Origin of the sequence: Zavarzinella sp., from assembly GCA_041399155.1 — a bacterium.
Lineage (GTDB): Bacteria > Planctomycetota > Planctomycetia > Gemmatales > Gemmataceae > JAWKTI01.
Genome location: JAWKTI010000002.1, coordinates 1 through 18,886 on the forward strand (window position 1 = coordinate 1; position 18,886 = coordinate 18,886).

Annotated in this window: 17 protein-coding genes; 1 reads left to right on the plus strand and 16 read right to left on the minus strand. The window is 49.2% G+C overall.

Annotated features, from left to right (window positions below; all coding sequences use genetic code 11):
- The 4 genes from leuS to R3B84_10060 all read right to left on the minus strand — a co-directional run.
- On the minus strand, window positions 1–2,706 hold a 2,706-nt coding region (gene leuS, locus R3B84_10045), incomplete at its 3' end, for a leucine--tRNA ligase (GenBank protein ID MEZ6140900.1).
- 339 nt (window positions 2,707–3,045) lie between these two features.
- Window positions 3,046–3,945, minus strand: a complete 900-nt coding sequence (locus R3B84_10050) for a DUF4261 domain-containing protein (protein MEZ6140901.1) — start codon at window positions 3,943–3,945, stop codon at window positions 3,046–3,048.
- Window positions 3,946–4,223: 278 nt separating this feature from the next.
- A complete protein-coding gene (locus R3B84_10055) occupies window positions 4,224–4,415 on the minus strand; it encodes a hypothetical protein (protein ID MEZ6140902.1) in 192 nt (63 codons plus the stop codon).
- Between the two features lie 314 nt (window positions 4,416–4,729).
- Entirely contained in the window at window positions 4,730–6,943 is a 2,214-nt protein-coding gene (locus R3B84_10060) for a trypsin-like peptidase domain-containing protein (GenBank protein MEZ6140903.1), read from the minus strand.
- Between the two features lie 503 nt (window positions 6,944–7,446).
- Between R3B84_10060 and R3B84_10065 the strand changes: the two genes are divergently transcribed.
- Window positions 7,447–7,689, plus strand: a complete 243-nt coding sequence (locus R3B84_10065; protein MEZ6140904.1) for a (2Fe-2S)-binding protein — start codon at window positions 7,447–7,449, stop codon at window positions 7,687–7,689.
- Here the strand turns inward: R3B84_10065 and bfr are convergent.
- The 12 genes from bfr to R3B84_10125 form a co-directional block, all read right to left on the minus strand.
- Window positions 7,653–8,132 carry a bacterioferritin gene (gene bfr, locus R3B84_10070; GenBank protein MEZ6140905.1) on the minus strand — a complete coding sequence of 160 codons (480 nt, stop codon included), beginning with the start codon at window positions 8,130–8,132 and terminating at the stop codon, window positions 7,653–7,655. The genes R3B84_10065 and bfr overlap by 37 nt on opposite strands.
- Window positions 8,133–8,323: 191 nt before the next feature.
- Window positions 8,324–9,802: an arylsulfatase gene (locus tag R3B84_10075; protein MEZ6140906.1), complete on the minus strand. Its 1,479-nt coding sequence runs from the start codon at window positions 9,800–9,802 to the stop codon at window positions 8,324–8,326.
- Window positions 9,803–10,029: 227 nt separating this feature from the next.
- Window positions 10,030–10,929 (minus strand): hypothetical protein, encoded by a 900-nt coding sequence (locus tag R3B84_10080; GenBank protein MEZ6140907.1) that lies wholly within the window; start codon window positions 10,927–10,929, stop codon window positions 10,030–10,032.
- Window positions 10,926–11,816 carry a DUF58 domain-containing protein gene (locus R3B84_10085; GenBank protein ID MEZ6140908.1) on the minus strand — a complete coding sequence of 297 codons (891 nt, stop codon included), beginning with the start codon at window positions 11,814–11,816 and terminating at the stop codon, window positions 10,926–10,928. Before R3B84_10085 ends, R3B84_10080 begins: the two co-directional genes overlap by 4 nt.
- Before the next feature lie 59 nt (window positions 11,817–11,875).
- The gene (locus R3B84_10090; protein ID MEZ6140909.1) at window positions 11,876–13,393 is read right to left on the minus strand and encodes an arylsulfatase; all 1,518 of its coding nucleotides are present in this window, start codon (window positions 13,391–13,393) and stop codon (window positions 11,876–11,878) included.
- A 114-nt stretch (window positions 13,394–13,507) separates the two neighbouring features.
- Window positions 13,508–14,878 carry a DUF58 domain-containing protein gene (locus tag R3B84_10095; GenBank protein ID MEZ6140910.1) on the minus strand — a complete coding sequence of 457 codons (1,371 nt, stop codon included), beginning with the start codon at window positions 14,876–14,878 and terminating at the stop codon, window positions 13,508–13,510.
- A gap of 144 nt (window positions 14,879–15,022) precedes the next feature.
- Window positions 15,023–15,406, minus strand: coding sequence for a hypothetical protein (locus R3B84_10100; protein ID MEZ6140911.1), 384 nt, complete (start codon window positions 15,404–15,406; stop codon window positions 15,023–15,025).
- A 141-nt stretch (window positions 15,407–15,547) separates the two neighbouring features.
- Window positions 15,548–16,144 carry a tyrosine-protein phosphatase gene (locus R3B84_10105; GenBank protein ID MEZ6140912.1) on the minus strand — a complete coding sequence of 199 codons (597 nt, stop codon included), beginning with the start codon at window positions 16,142–16,144 and terminating at the stop codon, window positions 15,548–15,550.
- 56 nt (window positions 16,145–16,200) lie between these two features.
- Complete coding sequence (locus R3B84_10110) at window positions 16,201–16,563, minus strand: hypothetical protein (protein MEZ6140913.1); 363 nt, start codon at window positions 16,561–16,563, stop codon at window positions 16,201–16,203.
- A gap of 98 nt (window positions 16,564–16,661) precedes the next feature.
- Window positions 16,662–17,177: a hypothetical protein gene (locus tag R3B84_10115; GenBank protein MEZ6140914.1), complete on the minus strand. Its 516-nt coding sequence runs from the start codon at window positions 17,175–17,177 to the stop codon at window positions 16,662–16,664.
- A 231-nt stretch (window positions 17,178–17,408) separates the two neighbouring features.
- Window positions 17,409–17,987 (minus strand): hypothetical protein, encoded by a 579-nt coding sequence (locus R3B84_10120; protein MEZ6140915.1) that lies wholly within the window; start codon window positions 17,985–17,987, stop codon window positions 17,409–17,411.
- Between the two features lie 158 nt (window positions 17,988–18,145).
- Window positions 18,146–18,487: a hypothetical protein gene (locus tag R3B84_10125; GenBank protein MEZ6140916.1), complete on the minus strand. Its 342-nt coding sequence runs from the start codon at window positions 18,485–18,487 to the stop codon at window positions 18,146–18,148.
- Between the last annotated feature and the right edge of the window lie 399 nt (window positions 18,488–18,886).

Sequence of the window (18,886 nt, forward strand, 5' to 3'; positions counted from 1 at the left end):
CTTGCCATTGATCTGAACGGGCATTTCCATCTGAGATTCCACCAGCAGTGCCTCATCCCACGTGGGCCATGGGATGTATGCCAGCGTGGTATCGTGCCCAAGTACCTGCCACAATTCCTCTGCCACGTGGGGTGCGTAAGGCGAAAGCAACAGCACCAACTGTTCCAGCACCGTTTTCGATTGGGTGGGCAGTCCATTCAGGTGGTTGGTGAACTCCATCATCGCGGCAATCGCGGTATTAAATCTCATGCCGGCGGTGTCTTCGCTCACCTTTTTAATGGTGCGGTGCAACATGCGTGCGGTTTCTTCCGCAGGTTCGCTCTCTTCCACGTGAGGGTGTAGAATAGGTGTTTCTGCACGTTCATCGACAATCAACCGCCAGACACGTGCCAGAAAACGATAGACCCCTTCCACACTTCGCATGTTCCAGGGCTTGATTGCTTCCAGCGGGCCCATGAACATTTCATACAGTCTTAATGAATCGGCCCCATATTCGGAAACCACGGTATCGGGCGAGACCACGTTGCCACGCGATTTCGACATTTTGAAGGCACGTGCGTCAATCCGCAGGTCGGGCTGGCCTTTCAGGACAAATCCCTCGCCTTTTTTCTCCACCTGTTCATCCGTCAGGGGAATCTGGGCCAGTTTTGCCTGAGTTTTGCGGTGCGTTGCCACCGAACCATCGAATTTTACATCTTTGGCAGAAATCCACTCCCCCAGTGGGGTGATTTTTTCTTTGGTTTTGCCTGGTCGCTCTTCGTCTGGCACCTGTTCTACCAATGCGGTCTGAAAGCCGGTGTGTTCGGTATCGCCCAGAATCATCCCCTGGTTTACCAGTCTCTGAAATGGTTCCGGCGTCGGAACATAACCCCGATCGAACAGCACCTTATGCCAGAAACGGGAATACAGCAGGTGCAGCACGGCATGTTCTGCCCCACCGACATACAGATCAACGGGCAACCAGTATTTCACCTTATCTGCGGCACAGAATTCCTTATCGTTGTGGGGATCTAAATAGCGAAGATAATACCAGCACGATCCCGCCCACTGTGGCATGGTGTTCGTTTCGCGAACGTAGCGTTTGCCGTCCCGCACCACGTGGATCCAGTCCTGGGCCTTCATCAGCGGGCCTTCCGGGCTGCCAGTGGGCTTAAAGTCTTCCAGTTCCGGCAGTTGCAGCGGCAACTCTGCCACATCCAGTGGCACAATTTTGCCTGTTCGTTGCCCCTGTTCATCCACCTCATGCAGGATGGGGAACGGTTCGCCCCAGTACCGCTGCCGACTGAATAACCAGTCGCGCAACTTGTAATTGACCTTTTTCTGCCCCAGCCCACGCGATTCCAGCCACTTGATCATCGTGGCTTTCGCTTCAGCAGTGGGCAATCCATTCAAAAAGCCCGATTGAATCGCCTTCCCACCTTCCGTGTAGGCAGCCTTCAATTCTCCCACGGTGCTGCCGGTTTGTTCCAGCCACTCTGGCGTGGGTTCGACAACCGTCACCACGGGCAGGCCAAATTGTACGGCGAATTCAAAATCCCGTTCATCGTGGCCGGGTACCGCCATAATGGCACCGGTGCCGTAACTGGCCAGCACGTAATCGGCAATCCAGATCGGGACCGGTTCCTGATTCGCAGGGTTGATCGCGTACGCACCTGTGAACACACCCGTTTTAGTTTTTGCCATTTCGGTGCGTTCGAAATCGCTCTTCGATGCCGCTGCGTTCTGATATTCGGTGACAGTGTTACGTTGTTCGTCCGTCGTAATACTGGCCACCAGTGGGTGTTCCGGTGCCAGCACCATATAAGTGGCACCAAACAGTGTATCCGGTCGGGTGGTATACACTCGGATTGTCGCCTGATTGTCAGAATTTTCCCCCTGTAAGCGAAAATCAACCTCCGCACCTTCGCTCTGGCCGATCCAGTTGCGTTGCATTGTTTTGATCGATTCCGACCAGTCGAGTGGTTCCAGGTCGTGCAGCAGGCGTTCTGCGTAGCTGGTGATGCGTAACATCCACTGCCGCAAGGGTTTACGCTCAACGGGGTGCCCACCTACTTCAGAACGACCATCAATTACTTCTTCGTTGGCCAGCACCGTTCCCAGGGCGGGGCACCAGTTGACGGGGATTTCTGCCTGATAGGCCAGGCGGTGCTGATCGCGATACTGGGCAATGGCGGATTCCCCACCTGCGGCCACGTCGGGTGGGATCGGCAATTCGCTGATGGGGCGACCTTTTTTGGCGTCGGAATCATACCACGTATCGAATAGCAGCAGGAAAATCCATTGGGTCCACTTCACATAGTTTGGATCGGTGGTATCGACTTCCCGCTGCCAGTCGTAGCTGAAACCGAGCGACTGAATCTGCCTGCGAAAATTCGCCACGTTATTCTGCGTGGTAATTCGCGGGTGGACGTTATTTTTGATTGCAAACTGCTCTGCAGGCAGCCCGAACGCATCCCACCCCATTGGGTGCAGCACGTGGTAGCCTTTCATACGGTGGTAGCGGCACAGAATGTCGGTCGCGGTGTACCCTTCCGGGTGACCCACGTGCAGCCCCGCCCCACTGGGATAGGGGAACATATCCAGCACGTACAGCTTACCAGTGACCGTGAGTTCCGCTTCCCCAGGGTCGGGACAGCGGAAAGTCTGGTTTGTCTGCCAGTAATTTTGCCATTTCTGTTCAATAATCGCAGGATGGTAGTGCGGCATAATTCAGTTCAGGTAATCCACAATCGGTAATCTTTCAGTGTATACGAACGAGCAACAACGGGAGGCAAAAGTTCGAGGCGAATTCAAATGTGTCGCCTGCAAATGGTGGTAAAAGTTTGGTAACATCGCTGTGAATTGATTCAAAGACGCAAACACGAATGTCATCGAGTTAACTGATTTTAAATGAGATCACTTTGGGTGCCATTGCGGCCCAATTTGCTTCCGGGAAAATTGAAGTACGCCCGGATGAACTGAACCGTATTATTTGCACGTGTGCTTTTTGACGCAACTAATAGGAACATTGCGGTCGTTGGTCAATTAACATCTGCAGAAAGGAAATTATGCGTTAATTTCATCCGGGCCAATGATCTCTACAACAAGCAACTCCCCCTCACTGTCGAGAAAATATTCTTTCTTAGTTCGCTTGCGAAATCGCAAGTATTCTGTGGTGCCAACCTGCATGGTATGGCCTGCTTTTAGTTGAGCATCTGATTCCCAGAGATATGAAAATATATTCTCAAAGATGTCAAAATACTTCTGGCCTTCTTCGTGATCAGAGGCATAAACCGCAAAATCAGGGAGCGCCAAGAGATGTGCTCCGTAAGTTCGCATCCATACTCCAGATGTACCTTCGACTTCGTATTTAACGAATCCACAGTAAAGGACCAATAGTGGTAATGTTCGCAATAGTTCAACGATATCGCCACTAATGTCCGCCCCAGATAATGCTGCAGCAGGAAACGATGTGCATGCGTCCTCATTAAGCACTACTATGGCACCAAGCTGAGATAATGCACCAGCTACTGATGCAAGAGCGACATATTGTTCATGCGGTGATTTAACGTATCCGACATAATAGAGCAACACATGACTACTGTGTGCCCTTGCACGGTTTTTTAATTTCTTTGGGTAGTGGGATGGGGCAATACATGATTCAACAGGTTCTGCAGGCATTGGCAAATTGAATCCTACCAGTCTGACAACATGTTTTCCCCAGCCTACAAGTCCAATGATGGTACCTTCTTCGGCGAGAGCTGAATCAATCTCACATCGTGTTGCTGACATCGAGTAGTGGTATGACCGTAGTGCATCTGTCATTTTTTTTGACTGCAATCGGAATTGTCCATCAAAGAGAACCTGAAGGCTTAGTGACTTTTCGATCTTTGGATTCGCAGTCAAGGCTGAATGTTGATCGTCAGAACCTGTTTGACCAAAAAACCGTGAGAACAAACCCATCATCAACTCCAACGATTAAGCTCGCGAGCTTGCAATAGCAAGAATGAATTTATTGCAAACGCAGTTTAATTAATTTTGTTACGCCTACATCCATTGAATAAGTATATGATTCAACATTAAAATTGCAGTACTTTGGTAAATTTTCAGGTGAAGCAGATTCAATGAAAAAACGAAACCGCTGCTATCAATCACTCAGGAATTACGATCAAATTTTCGAATCCAAGACTTTGGGTGTCCACGAATGCTATGTTTTCCGAGGCGTCAAGAACAATTAGCAGTAGTCAAAACTGTTTGTTAGCTATACTCCCAACGTACAGGCCCGCCCCACTGGGATAAGGGAACATATCCAGCACATACAGCTTACCAGTGACCGTGAATTCCGCTTCCCCAGGGTCGGGACAGCGGAAAGTCTGGTTTGTCTGCCAGTAATTTTGCCATTTTTGTTCGATAATCGCAGGATGGTAGTGCGGCATAATTCAGTTCGGGTAATCCACAATCGGTAATCTTTCAGTGTATACGAACAAGCAACAAGGGGAGGCAAAAGTTCGAGGTAAACAACGCTGAATTTAAGTAATAGCTGCTACAACATTAGCAGGATGCTGCAGAAGCCGTCAGCTAAATACCATCAAAATTTGAAGGGCGTATAACAAGTTCCAATTTGAAATTTGCTGTATGAAATTGCAACTTGATCGTTCTAATCTCTTCAATTTTTGAAGGATTTGCTTAGCGCGGTTCGAATTACCCTGATGTAAGGTAATAACGCTTAAAACCTTGAAAACAAGTTGTGTTACTTTGTTTGACCAAGTTTGTGGATTACAACTTCACAACGTCGAGCAGCATGATGTTCTGCAATGCAGACTATTTGAGATGATTTAGGATGAATCAAATATTGGACTACAATTGGAGTAACGCCTATTTTGCTCTGTATTCCATATGACTCTATTGCCTTGCCATTGAAGTCGAATCGCACGCCCAAATTGGCTTCAGTAATAATACGTGCGTTCATGATAAAAAATTTCTTATCATCATGTAAAGAGATATTAAGAGCATCCATTGGCAATACTACAACTGGTTCTGGAAAGCTTGCATCACTTAACAACAACGTTGATTTCGTGACTCCAGGCCGAGTGTCTGCCGACGAACTGACTGTAACAAAATTGCCTATCGACGATATTTGAAAACCACGTTCACCACTAGTAGTAGTTTTTAATTTGATAGGAGAATCTAATATAGAACCACTTACAGGATATTGCGACATAAAAAACCGATTTGATGTATAAATAAATTCGCCACTCTTAGACATGTCTAAATTTTCGAAAGTTGTACCGGCTGGCATGCTTCGAGAGTGTAATACCCTCAACAGTTGCCCAGTTTTAATTTCGTAAATATAAAGAGAGGACTCGCCAATATTAGTAATATGTGCAACGTAAATATGCTTTAATCCATACTGCGATACAGCTCGATGGCCTTTTCGCATTTTGATAGTACGAGTGGTTTTAAGGTTTACAGGATCAACAATATAAATTTCATTTTTTTCGCTTCCAGTGACGAGCAATCCGTCATCGCAAACTGATAACCATGCACAAATACTGTTAAATGATAATTCTTTTATTATTGATAAGCTTTGAAAATCTAGTTTGTACAAAATCCCTTTTGATGGATTAAGGACAAAAAAGTGTTGATAGTCTGTTGACCATACAGCACATGCTTCATAGTAAAAGCTTTTAGAGTATGGACCCCTAGGAGAATCTTCGTCTGTAGCAAGATCTTCGGTTTTTAAATCGCATAAAGACTTGCTAATGATAGGTTTTAGTGGCAAAAGTTTTGAAATTGATGTTCGGAACTCTTGTTTTGAAGGGGTAAAGAGAATTGATCCAACTTGAGCAGAAAGTTTGTTGATGACCAGTTCAGGTTCGCTTACAAATAGTTTTGAATCAACATAATATTTCACTGCAACAAAGCTTTTGTTTACAATGCCAGTGCTGCGTGGCGTTTTGATAGTTACTGCTGCTTTTCCTTCGACAATTTCTATTTCGTAGCTCTTGCAAAATTTGTGATTCTCGATGGTTTTTCCAGGATTACTTGCATCCCATTCTCTAGCAAGTTTCAGCCCGTCTTCATCTGCTGGGAAATATAATAATGTGCATTTATTAATCTGTTTAAAAGGATCTAGAAATTCTGCCGTTAACAAATAGCTAATTGTTTGCTCGTCATGACTTACAATTTTTAGGGTATTTCTCGTTAGGCTGCCCTGTGCGATTTTATTAAGTTTGTACTTAGGTACAATAACATTGACATTTGTCCCAATGATTCCAGCTTTAGAAATCCCAATAAGTCTTCCTTTTTCATCAACTACAGGTCCTCCGCTACAACCAGGATTAATATCTGCATCAATCTGAATTAACTCTAGCTTGCCATCGTCGTCTTCACGCAAACTTGTTACTGCCCCTTTGCTTATCGTAATGCTAGGGTTGCGGTTGCTCCCGGCAACAAGTTTTCCAAACGGAAATCCAAGCGCATATACAGTCATCGTTTCAATTGGATCTACTTTATCAATCATACTCAAAGGTTCAGGGATGTTTTCTGATTCAATTCGAAGTATTGCAAGATCAGATTGTTTATCGGAAAAAACAACAGATCCTGAGATGGTTTTTTCTTCACTCGGCCTGCCACTATTCAATACTATGTCAATTGATTCAATTTTCTCTGCCTTAAGGGTTGGCATTACTACATGTGCATTTGTTGCGATATATCCAGTTTTACTATTCTTGTAAACGATAAACCCAGATCCAGTACCAAACGCATAATTCGATCTTACCTTGATAAATACGCTTGCAGCCTTGAGTTTTTTCAGAGATTCTGCAGTCAATCCATCAGCATAAAGAGACGTTTGCAGATAAATTAACAAAAGAGTACAGGCAAATATTCGAAGCACTTTTTTACTCCCAGGCAGTAGCAAACTTTCAAACTGCTTTATAACACGGCTTGTTGCAGCGTTCAAGCAGTTACCTGGAATTTTTGGTGAAATTCTTATTGTTGTGCTATTCTAATCAAACCTTGATCAGTTGCATTTGAGAATCAAAGCAGGTTTATTCCGTTAGACAATGCCCCTACATTCGAGATTCAATGGATGCGAACGCTCGACAACCGGAGCAAAATGTCAATCCATGTTGGTTGGTGGCGAAAGGCGTTTGTCTTCGTTGATTCATCGTTGGCATTTGGCAACATGAACAAAGTGATCATCGCAATCTCTTAAATCTGTGGGGGTGACCAATTTCCAGATTCATTAATTATCACTCATTTTTGTTGCCATGTACCACAGGTGTTCGTCGCTGCGTGGAGTTATTTTGTTCTGCAAACAAGATGGGTGCCTTTTCCCCTATCTGAAACCCAACTTGGGAAGGTACTGGTAACACAAGATTTTTTCCAAAAAGCACCAAAGTGTTGACTTGCTTCTGAAAATGAGATACAATCTCATTGAGATCGAATCTCAGGAGCATTGAGATGTCTTGTCCCTATGATGGAGACTGCAGCCAGTGCCACGACAGCACCGACGAGCTGATTTGTCGGTGCCTCGGGGTTACCCACGATGAAGTGGTGGGGGCTGTTGTTAGTTTAGGTATTCGCACAGTGCGGGAAGTTCGCACCGCTACGGGTGCTGGTGATGGCTGCACCTGCTGCCACCGAAAAATTGCTGCGGTAATCGAAATTTATTCCGCATCACCCGACATATTGTGTGCCAGGTAGTTGGACAGTCCCACGTTTTCGATTAAGTTTAATTGCGTTTCCAGCCAGTCGATATGTTCTTCCGAATCAACCAGAATCCGCTCCATTAAGTCGCGAGTGGCGTTATCGCCCAATTGAACAGCCAGGGCAATACCGGCGTTGTACGCTGCTGCACCCTTCGATTCCAGTGCCAGATCGTTGACAAACTGCTCTTTCACGTCGGTGCCCACGCGGATCACATCGTAGCGGGCAATTTCCGGCACCCCTTCCAGAAACAGAATGCGGTCAATAATCATATCGGCGTGTTTCATCTCGCCCATCGATTCTTCCCAGTGCTTGGCAGCTAACTTCATATAGCCCCAGTCTTTGCACATTTTCGATTGCACAAAATACTGGTTAATCGCGGTCAGTTCGATGGTCAGTGCGGCGTTCAACGCGTCAATTATTTCTGGTTTCCCTTTCATTATTCTCTCATACCTGTGTTCGGTGCGTGGGAGATGCCCCACAGCTTCATGAATAGGCCATTTTATGAAAAAATGCCCACCCACAGTAGAAAGAACTGATTACGATCGTTGACGTACTCGCACCCCGAAGTCTTGGCGGTTGATCGAAATCGTTGAGGAAAAAGACTTCACACTCAATCTACAGCATGTCCTTAGTTCTTTGGCAAAGACGGAGTCTCTGTTGGTAAGCCTCGGTCGATATTGTATCCCGGGTCTAGTAGTGTATCACCTTGGAATCCCAGGAAATCGATCTGGGCTTTCATCCACTCACTCTGCTTCTGCTGTTTGGCATAGGAGAGAAGCCGCGATTCAAGATCCTTTACCACTTCAGGGTTCTGGTCCGCAACATTCTCCTTCTCGCCAGGATCCAATTCCAGATCGAATAGTTCTGTTTTACCCGGCAGGAGTGCTATTTTGACGAGTTTCCACTTACCTTTTCGGATTGCCCCACGAAATGCCTCCACATTAATGAGAATATCCTCATGTGGCGATGGTTTTCCTTCCATGATTGTCGCAGTAGCATCCTTGCCATCAAAAGGTTTTGTCGGGTCACCTTTACCTTTGACAATAGACAGAATGGTTGGCATGACATCGACATGGTGTAAAGGTGCGTTCACCACTGCCGGTTTCAGTTTTCCGGGCCAGTTGACGATTGCGGGCAACCGGACTCCACCTTCGTGCAAACCACCCTTGCCACCCAGATAGGGTGCGTTTGAAGCAGGAGGTTTGGATCCAAGTTCAACACCCCCGCTGGCTTCCCGTTCTTCCGGCGAACGAGCACCCGTTGCAAAAAGTGCACTGGTCGCCCCACCATTATCAGAAGTAAACAGAATCAGTGTGTTATCTCGCATCCCCTTCTTTTCCAATGCCGAAACAATTCGACCAACCTGTGAATCAAGCCCAGTGATCATCGCGGCGTACTCACGCTGTTCTTTATTCGGGAATATATCTTTGTATGCATCAACATCTTCTTTCGGGGCTTGATAGGGAGCATGTGGAGCAAGTGAGGCAAAGTACAAAAACATTGGTTTTGATTTATTATGGCCTTCAATCAGTTTGACCGCCTCATCGCCAATCTGCTCGGTATAGTAGCCTTCTTCTTTGATGAAAGTGCCGTTACGCTGCCAGTCAATGATCCCGCCACGGTCTTTTGTGAAGTAATCTACTTCACCAACCACATTGCCATAAAAATGGTCAAATCCTCGCTGGTTCGGCCAGTATTTTTTGTCTGCATGGCCCAGGTGCCATTTTCCGACCATATATGTGCTGTAATTTACCTCTTTGAGAGCTTCTGGAAGGGTTTTCTCGTCAACAGGCAGGCCGTATTTATGGCTTGGGAAAATGACCAACGTCTGTAACCCGTGTCGCATTGGGTAACGGCCAGTCATTAGTGCTGCACGTGCAGGTGTGCAGACAGGCAAACCGTAGTAAGATTCTAACCGAACGCCGCTCTTAGCAAGTGCATCAATATTTGGAGTTTTGATCTTACTGCCACGGTAACCGAGGTCGGCGTTTCCGAGGTCATCTGCCAGAATAATGACAATGTTTGGTTTGTTGTCAGCGAGAGATATACTGTTCGAGTAACTCACACATATGGCAAAAAAGATAGATTGCCTGAAAAATCGTAACATACTGATCCTCCAAAATAGATAGGCTTCCGTTAGACTCGAACGGACCCCTTCGTTGCCTAAATTGTTCATAGCTTGTAGTCATTTGAATCAGATGATACGCACTGGCAGCCCTAATTTCTGTATTGACTTCGGACAAACTACACTTCCAGTATATGCCGTCCATTACTGCGGGTAATCAAATACAGGGATAATGCGATCAAACTGATTTCAGCTCTCATGTTTTGAAGTTATTCAAAGGAATCCAGCCACTTCAGGCAGTGGTGCTGGATATTCACTGGCAATTCCTCCCCACCGTAACGGTGGGCATCCAATGCTGCCAGAATCGATTCCATTTCATCGGCTAATTCTGTCGTAAATCCTATCAAAATAAGCAGTTGAGACAGTTCCGCTGGGGTCAGATGCTCCACATTCTGCTGGCACCGCCAAGACAGGTGGTTTGTCAGTATTTGCCGCAACTCATCTCCGCTGCCAGTCCAGTTTTGTACCTGTTCTGTAGCCCACGTGGTGTCGTACATTGCAATTGGCGTGGGTGGGATTCGCTTTCTTCTGCGATATTCATACCAACCCAGGCTCAGCAACAATATTCCGCCCCCCACGAGAACGATTCGCCACCAAATCGAGCGGGTGCTGCCCTTTGGCAAATCTGGTGGGGCCTCGACTTCCAGTTTCTCCCGCAGATTGCTTAAATCGGCCGCAGTTTCCACTTGTGGGACTTTAATGAATATTGGATCCGGCATTTCGATGGTGAACTGGGGATTCCCACCTGATTCGATCGTCAGTGGGGCAAGCTGCAGTGGCAAGTCCCCCGGATGAAGTGGAGAATATCGGTAACGAATTTCCCAAACTGCTTGATTTGTAAGCACTTGCGTTACCGGCTCCGTTGTGGACAGTGCCAGCCAGTGGGGATTGTCCAAAAGAGGATTGCTGGCAATTTTCACCACCAAAGGTGCAGGGCCCGAAACCTTTATATTCAAGCGAATGTCTTCATGAAGTGCCACTTCTGCCTTGTTGATGAAGAATTGCACCGTGACCTGCTGACTTCCTGAAAAGCGTGTCGCCTGCCATTGTGGTTCCGCACCCAGACCCAGTGTGGGGAGGAAAAGCAACATCAGCACGGTTGATTTCACTGGCGATGTTTCCTGATTCGTTGTTCTCGGCGGGCAAACAAATCCACCAATTTCGCAAAATGGTCGTCGGTGGTTGAAACTTCCAATAGATCAACACCCACCGTGCGGCAGGAATTTGAGGTATTTTCTGAAATTTTCTGAATTGATCGCAATATTTCGGCTTGAACCTGGCGATCGGAGAGGTTGAGCACCACTTGCTGTTGTGTTTCCGCATCGCGTAGCGTGCACCACCCGATGGTGGGGAGTTGTTGTTCCAGTGGATCGGTAATTCGGACGGCAATCAGATCGTGACGGTGGGCCGCAATACGAAGCTCTTTCTGGTAGTGCTGATCGATGAAATCGCTGAACAGCACCACAATGGCTCGTTTGGGAAGCAATCGGTGCGTATTCGCCAGCAGGTTCGCTAGCGAACCGCCAGGGTGCTTCGGTTGAAAGAACAGGATTTCCCGCACCAATCGTAACATGTGGGAATGCCCACGCCCAGGTTGCAGAAACAATTCCAGATCGGTGCTGCCCAGAATCAGTCCCACCTGATCGTTATTGGCCATCGCACTCAACGCCAATACGGCTGCCATTTCCGCAGCAACGGTGCGTTTCGTCCGGACGCGGGAACCAAAATCGTGGCTAGTGCTGACATCCACCACAATACACAGAGTTTGCTCTCGCTCTTCTGAGAATCTTTTAATAAATGGCTGGTTCATCCGTGCGGTAACATTCCAGTCGATGGTACGCACATCATCGCCGGGCTGATATTCGCGAACTTCGTCGAAAATCAGCCCACTGCCTTTGAAAATCGAGCGATAATCCCCACTGAGGCGGGATTGAACCAGTTTTTTGGCCTGCAGGTGGATTCGCCGCACCTGCTGAAGCATTTCTTCTGTCAGCACAGCCCACGTGGGGGTAAATTACATTCCTGTTATATTAGCAGTTTGAAATGCGAGTTTTGTTAACGAACCTGACCTTTTGCACGCACCGCACTAAGAATCTTTTTCAGTTCAGCCACCTTCTCTGGCATTTTTTCGTAGAGGTTCTGTTTTTGGGCGAGATCATTTGCCAGATTGTACAGTTCGCCTGGCTGGTTGTTTTTGGGGTAGCCGTTTTCCTGGTTGAACCAGGCGGGAACCGCACTGATACCGCCTGATTTCGCATCGATCAACACCCAATCTTCGTGCCGGACGGCATAACCATTGGCATTAGTATTGTGAATGATCGTTTTCCGTGGGCTGGTGCCGATTCCTTTGAAAGTGGAGAGTTGATCGTAGCTATCTTCTGCTGATCCCGCAGGGATCTGCGAACCAACCACGCTGGCGATGGTGGCAAAAAGATCAACCTGGCTGATCAGTGCATCGTTTACTTTGCCTTCAGGAACCACGCCTGGCCACTTCACAATGAAAGGCACGCGATGCCCACCTTCCCATAAGTCTCTTTTCAGCCCACGTAGCGGCCCCATACTGCGGTGCTGAAAATTTTTGATGCGATCATACGCATACCGTTCCGGGCCGTTATCTGCGGTGAAGATCACCAGGGTGTTTTTCTCAAAGCCATGTTTCTCCAATGCTGCGAGGATTCGGCCCACCGTGTCATCAGTCTGTACCATGAAGTCGCCGTAGCCGTTGGCCTTGGATTTGCCTGTAAATTCCTTCGTTGGCACAATCGGTGCGTGGGGCGAAGTAAACGGCATGTATAACAAAAATGGTTTATCTGCCTGCTGTTTGCCTAACCACTGCTCCGCTTTTTTGGTCAATTCCGGCATCACTGCCCAGAAATCCCAGTCCTTCACCGATGGTCCTTTGCGGGCTTCCCAACTGCCTTCTGCAGTTTTTGCCGTGGTTGTCAAAGAAACAGTGGGCACAGTGATCACTCGATCGTTTTCAAACCAGGCGTAAGGCGGGAAGTTCGGCACATCATCGCCAAAATAATAATCGAATCCGTGGGACAGTGGCCCACCGGGAATTGGCTTACTCCAATCAAAATCTGTAGGGGCATATCCCACATTTCCTTTTGGTTTCACACCAGCTTTTTTGATCGCATTCCAATCCCAGCCCAGATGCCACTTGCCAATGCAGGCGGTGCTGTAGCCTTTTGTTTTCAGCATTTCGGCAATTGTCTGCTTTTCATCATCCAGAATTGGTTGATCAAACGAATTCACGATCCCGTGAAACTTCCGCCAGTGATACCGCCCTTGCAGTAGTGCATAGCGACTGGGGGTACAGATCCCGGAAGAACTGTGGGCATCTGTAAATCGCATTCCCTGTGTTGCTAATCGATCCAGATTGGGCGTGGGAATCTTCGATTGTGGGTTCTGAACACCCAGGTCGCCATATCCCATGTCATCGGCATAAAGGATGACGATATTTGGCAATCGGGTGGCTGCCGGCTCCGCACTGCTGAGTGGTGCTGCGAACAAAACGGCACCCATTATTGCCAGAATGCAAAGCACTTGTTTCGAGAGGAAAATGTTCATTTGATACCACGAATGTAAAGATGTCTTTCTGAGCAAACATTAATTAGTATTTTATCATTTGCTTACATAGCAATTAACAAGCAAATAATTATCTTTGCAGTAAGATACTTACCGCTAAGTCAAATTCACTGCCAATTGGTAAGGATTGGTGCCCTGGGCTGGTGCCTGATCTCCCAGCGTTGCCAGTTCTTCTTCACTGCCGATCTGGCGAACATCGCGAATTCCCTCGGCGAGGAGTCTGCCTTGTGCAATCAGCTTTTCTTCAGGGTCTTCCAGCCCCACGATAATGACCGACACCGCGAATCCCTGGCGTTTCAAGTTGCCTAGTGCGATGGAAGAATCCACGCTGATATCCGCCACAATCGCAATCACGGTGGCGTCCCGCGGCAGGCGGTGCGTGGTTTCGGCCAGCAAACGGGGCAGAGTCATCTCATCGGTCAGTTCCATGCGGGCCAACGCTTCCCGCACCAAGGTGATCTGTTCAATCCCACGTCGCGTGGGAACGTGCATCGGTTCTAATCGATCAATAATTTCTGCCGCCTCTACGGCAGTGCGGGCCTGTTCGCGGGAAATAAAGCCCACTTCCACATCATCCCCACCTTCCTGGTCGATTTTCTGAAAACGGTACAGTTCTGCGGCATCCTTGGCATTGGAAACCAATCCCAATTGCTGGTTTTCCATCACCACCGCATAAGCCAGCGAAGCTGCCACCGTCGTAATCAGGTCCGAAGTAAACGGCTCTCGACGTGCGGCAAAATTCGATTGATGAAAATCGATTAATAAAGTTGCACCGGTCAGGGTGGTGGGTTCATAAATCTTGCACTGCAATTCGCCAGTCCGTGCGGTGGCACGCCAGTGCACCCGTTGCAACGGGTCGCCCCACTGGTATGGTCGCACGCCAGCGTTGCGGGTGGGGTCTTCAAAAAGGCGATGTGCCGAGTTCAGTTCGCCAATCGGCCGTTGTGAGCTGAAATTGTAATGGGGTAAAGGCACCACTTTCGGCAGCACCATCAGATAATAAGGAGGTGCCACCACCCGGTGGCGGCGGTGCATGCCAAACAGATCGCCCGTTTCTAGCAATACCGGACCTAACTGAAAATAACCCCGCCGTTCGCAGATAATGGTGTATTTCAGGTGCCGCACCCCACCAGTGGGAATACTGCACAGCTTTATTCGACGCGATTTGATCCGCACCCGCGGGGGTCGCATGCGTAAAAATGATTCCGGGAACAGGTCTTCCACCAGCACCCAGCCGATCGGAATGGTGCCACGATTGTGGATATCCAGTTGAATTGTTACTTCCGCACCAAGTTCCACGGGTCCGGTTATTTTCCACTGTCGTTTGACTTTGAGGCTGGCAATCCAGCGTTTGGTTAACCAGCGACTGGTCAGAAACACACCCAGCAGAATATACATGAAAAAGGCGATCAGCCCCGCCTGCAGGATCAACGCCCCCAGCAGCACGGCAAACAGAATCAGCAGCATTTTTCCCATATCCACAGTTTATGGATGTGGCAGGGAGAAGTGAAACTTCAGGAAGCCGATGTATCTTCATCAACCTGACTGCAAGGGGAATGAACCGTGGGACGAAGTGACTCCAGTCAGTTGTTGCCTAGCATGGATTCCCTTCTACCTCAGAGGACAAGTTGTAGTGACATTAGTCTTCAGTTGGAGTTGCTCCTGGGGCGTTAATTGTGCGGTGGAGACCGGCCACACAGACTGCCAGCAAAACTGAATCCCACCCGCGAACAGCAGAAACTCCCATCGTCCTCCACCCAGGTCTGTACAGTCAAACCCAATGATGTCCCAGGGAAGCGATGCCTCTTCTGGTTGTGTATCTGTGACTCCGCACACATGCTGCAATTGTGCAGCTTCAAACACTGCTACGGTGACAGCTTTCGTATCGGACCACGGAGCCACGGAAACCATCACTTTTTTCACGGAGATAGAAAGTTCCAGGAGTGCATGAGTGCCATAAGGGCCGTATAAATAGTTTTCGATTAGTGACGACACTCGCCCTCCATTTCCTGACAGTGTCCGCGATTGAGCAGAGCGCGGAGTGAATACGAAGCGATTCCTGCTCCAATCGCTAATTTAATTCTGTTTCTATCACGTGATCATATACTCAATCGGGACTTGCTTAGGTCCCGGGAGTTATCCTCGCCCCGCAGATGCGGCCACCTGATTTCCCCACGCAAGATGCTCCGCGCGAACGCCTTCTCTCGTGACCGGGCGCATTGTTGCGATGATGTCCAATGCCTCGGATTCGGTGATGCCGAGCCAACGTAAAAGGGCAAATGCCAGCATGCCGGTGCGGTGGATACCGGCCGAGCAGTGAACCAGTACCGATTCCCCCACCTCCATTGCTGCCACAAGCACTGCAAGCCCACGACGCAAATACATATCAGCTTCATCATCAGGGGCTTTGCCGTGGCCAACCGGGACCCACGTCCACGGCAATCCGACGGCCTTCGCCGCCCGCTCGATCTGGCCTGGCAGTTCGTTGCGACCCTGAATCGTGACAATCCGCTGACAACCAGCGTCGGCTAGTTTGGGGATGTCTTTGAGTTTCGGGCGATTCGACAACGCTAGCCGGCCTTGACCCAGCAACACCCAGGAAACTTCCACAGACAAAAACCATCCCAAGCTGAACAGGATCCGCGATTGAGCAGAGTCGCGAAAGTGGATACAAGGCGATTCCTGCTCCAATCGCTCACTTAGGTCGCTTGCGGGCAAGCTCCCAACCGACAACAACATTCTACTCGCGGGCGTCGCCGGTCAACTTCATCAGTTAGTTCGCCGTCGAACTAACTTCCGACCAACAACTTGTACTTTGTTCCTTCACTCGCAGCCAAGCCCTCAAAGAAATGATGGTCGGCGTCCTTGAAAAACTCTACTGTCTCATTGTTGAGCGTGAAGAGAGCCTCCCCCATCGTGAGCGCCCTGCCTCGCTTTCTCAAAACAACCTCGATCGTGTCGTCCTCGTCTTTCCATCCTGCTTCGTACACGACTGTAATGGGTGTGTTTGAGATTTGCTTGTTCGGATTCCATTCCGTCGAATCGGGGCTGATCTCCTGATTATAGTCGGTCACTTCAGCGACAAAGCCGTCGTAGGTGGTGTACTTTTTTTGACCGAGTGCCCAGTAAACATTGCTCATCAGGGTGCTCACGAGCGAATCTCCCGTATGTCGGACTATACTCGGCAGTACCCCCCGGCTTTGAGGTGCTTTGAGGGAGTGTCCAGTGCAGTGAATTGTAAGGATTGGCTTCACTCTCCGGTGCACTGATCCCGATGCGATTCCCACCCGGCGAAGCCACCGCTGAGCAACCGGCCCAACTCCTCGGGTGAACCGACAACGACGGCTGACGGCCAACGGCTCTTGACTCGCTGAAATTGCTCAGGGCTCGCGACGACCACCACAGCGTCTTCCATGACCGGTGTGGCGGCCATACCGCCGACGTGACACAGCTCCCACAAGAACTTGACCACTTCCGGTGTCAGGCCTTGAAGCGAGACCATCAGGCCGTCACATTGTTCGGTCCCGGTTAACTCAGACGCGAACACCTCTGCCGACCCGCCGTCTTTGAACTCGACCGCGTAGCACCCGAATTCGTCGGGCGTTGCGGCACCGGCCGACTTGAGCAGCTTGCGGACAGCCACGCGCTCCGAGTCGGTCAGGCCGTCGTCCATCGGCACCGACTGCATCTTGCCGGTGAAAGGATTTTTCCGCTTCGTAGTCCGCGTACCGAGGTTGCAGGTTTGGAAGTGTATGTCGAAGCTCACTCTCCGTCTCCCAACTGATTCGCGATTGAGCAGAGTCGCGGAGTGATTACGAAGCGATTCCTGCTCCAATCGCTTGTTAGGCTGCATGTGACCGTCACCTTTACTATATGCTCAATCAAGGGACACGTTAAGCCGGCCCCAGTCCAGCTTAACGCTCACATTCACCGGGCCGCGGCGAATGATTCTGATCTTGCCAAGCCGCGCGGCCCGCGGCTCCGGTGCAATGTGTGGTTATGCACCTTTTCGACGGAGTAGACAACCTCTTTGCAGTGCGGTCGCTTCGATGTCTCGATTGTTTGCGAACTTGCCATAGTCTTGATCGACTAATGCAAACAGAGCAGTCGATGGCGACTTTCCAGATGCGATTTGAAAGGATCCAACATTCGCGTCAATTTCGCCGAATGATTCGATCACCAAGACCGGGAGTTGCGACCATGTCCGAAGACTCGCTTGAAGTATCGGCCCGCAGTTTTCAAGTGTGATCTCATCTTCTGGAACAATGCAGTGAAACTCAATTCTGGTTTCCAAGTTCATTAGAAATACGCGACAAGAAGAAAACGGACTGACTCGGAGCATTATCTGGCGATAATCGTGGGACACATCCTGTGTAAATCCAAGAGTAAAGTCAGAGTCGAGTTTTGATTGATTCCATTTAACGATCTCGTCGTATGGCATTGCCGGGTCACAGCCCCACGGAAACACGCCGTCAAATGAAAGGTTGTCGTCCATAAATGCGGCGTAGAAGCGAGAAACAAGTTGGTGTCGTTCCTGCTTCGAGAATTCCCAAGTGATGGAGGTATACCCCGGCATGAGTCAGTTACATAACGGGGCCGCGATTGAGCAGAGTCGCGAAAGTGGATAAGTAGCGATTCCTGCTCCAATCGCTCAATTAGGCCGCCTGCGGCCATCACAGAAAGTATATTCACAATCGTGGAAAGGGTACGCTGGAAACACAGCGGGAGACGCATTCACTCACTGTCATCTTCCTCATCGTCGTCAACACCCTCATCTGCGTCGTCTCCCTGAAACTGTACTTCGCAAGGGCCCCCATTTGCCTCGGCGACTGCCTGCGAGAGCGCATTTTGAACTTCAGGAATCCACTTGTAGGAACTGCTGATGATCACCGGATAGTCAGGATTGCTGCGTGAGGAAAGCGTACGCGTCGGACCATCAGAAAACTCTTCGATCGACGACATGTCGTTCCCAATATCCTCTCTATCGAAAATCGTCTGGATTGCCTGCTTGATCTCGCTGATGCGGCTTGGATCGTAGCCGCTCACTTTGACCGATAGATGCAAGTTGACAGACATAGATGAAGCCTCAATCGTTTGCGGGTCATTCCGCCGCCGAACGGTCCAGGCCTGCTTAACGACCAAGCTAAGCAGCGGATGATTCGACGGTCCTTGCTCAGTACCTCCACCAAGCCTGCGACCCGTCAATGTGCAGCAAGAACTCGTCGATGTCCTGCCCCGCCTTCACCGACACCAAACGCAGCCCGGGGGCGGCGATAGACTCCCAAGCGGCCTCCCACTCGTCCATCCGGCCGGCGTTGAGTAGGGCCAACTCCCGCTCGAACAAAGGGCGCACGACCTCGAACTCGGTAGTCGGCTCGAACGTACCGTTGTGCCACGGGAAGTCGTCGTCGGTGTGCGTAAGCTCTCAGAGCAACTCGTCACCACGGTAGAAGCGATAGTCCCCCACAGTGTCCT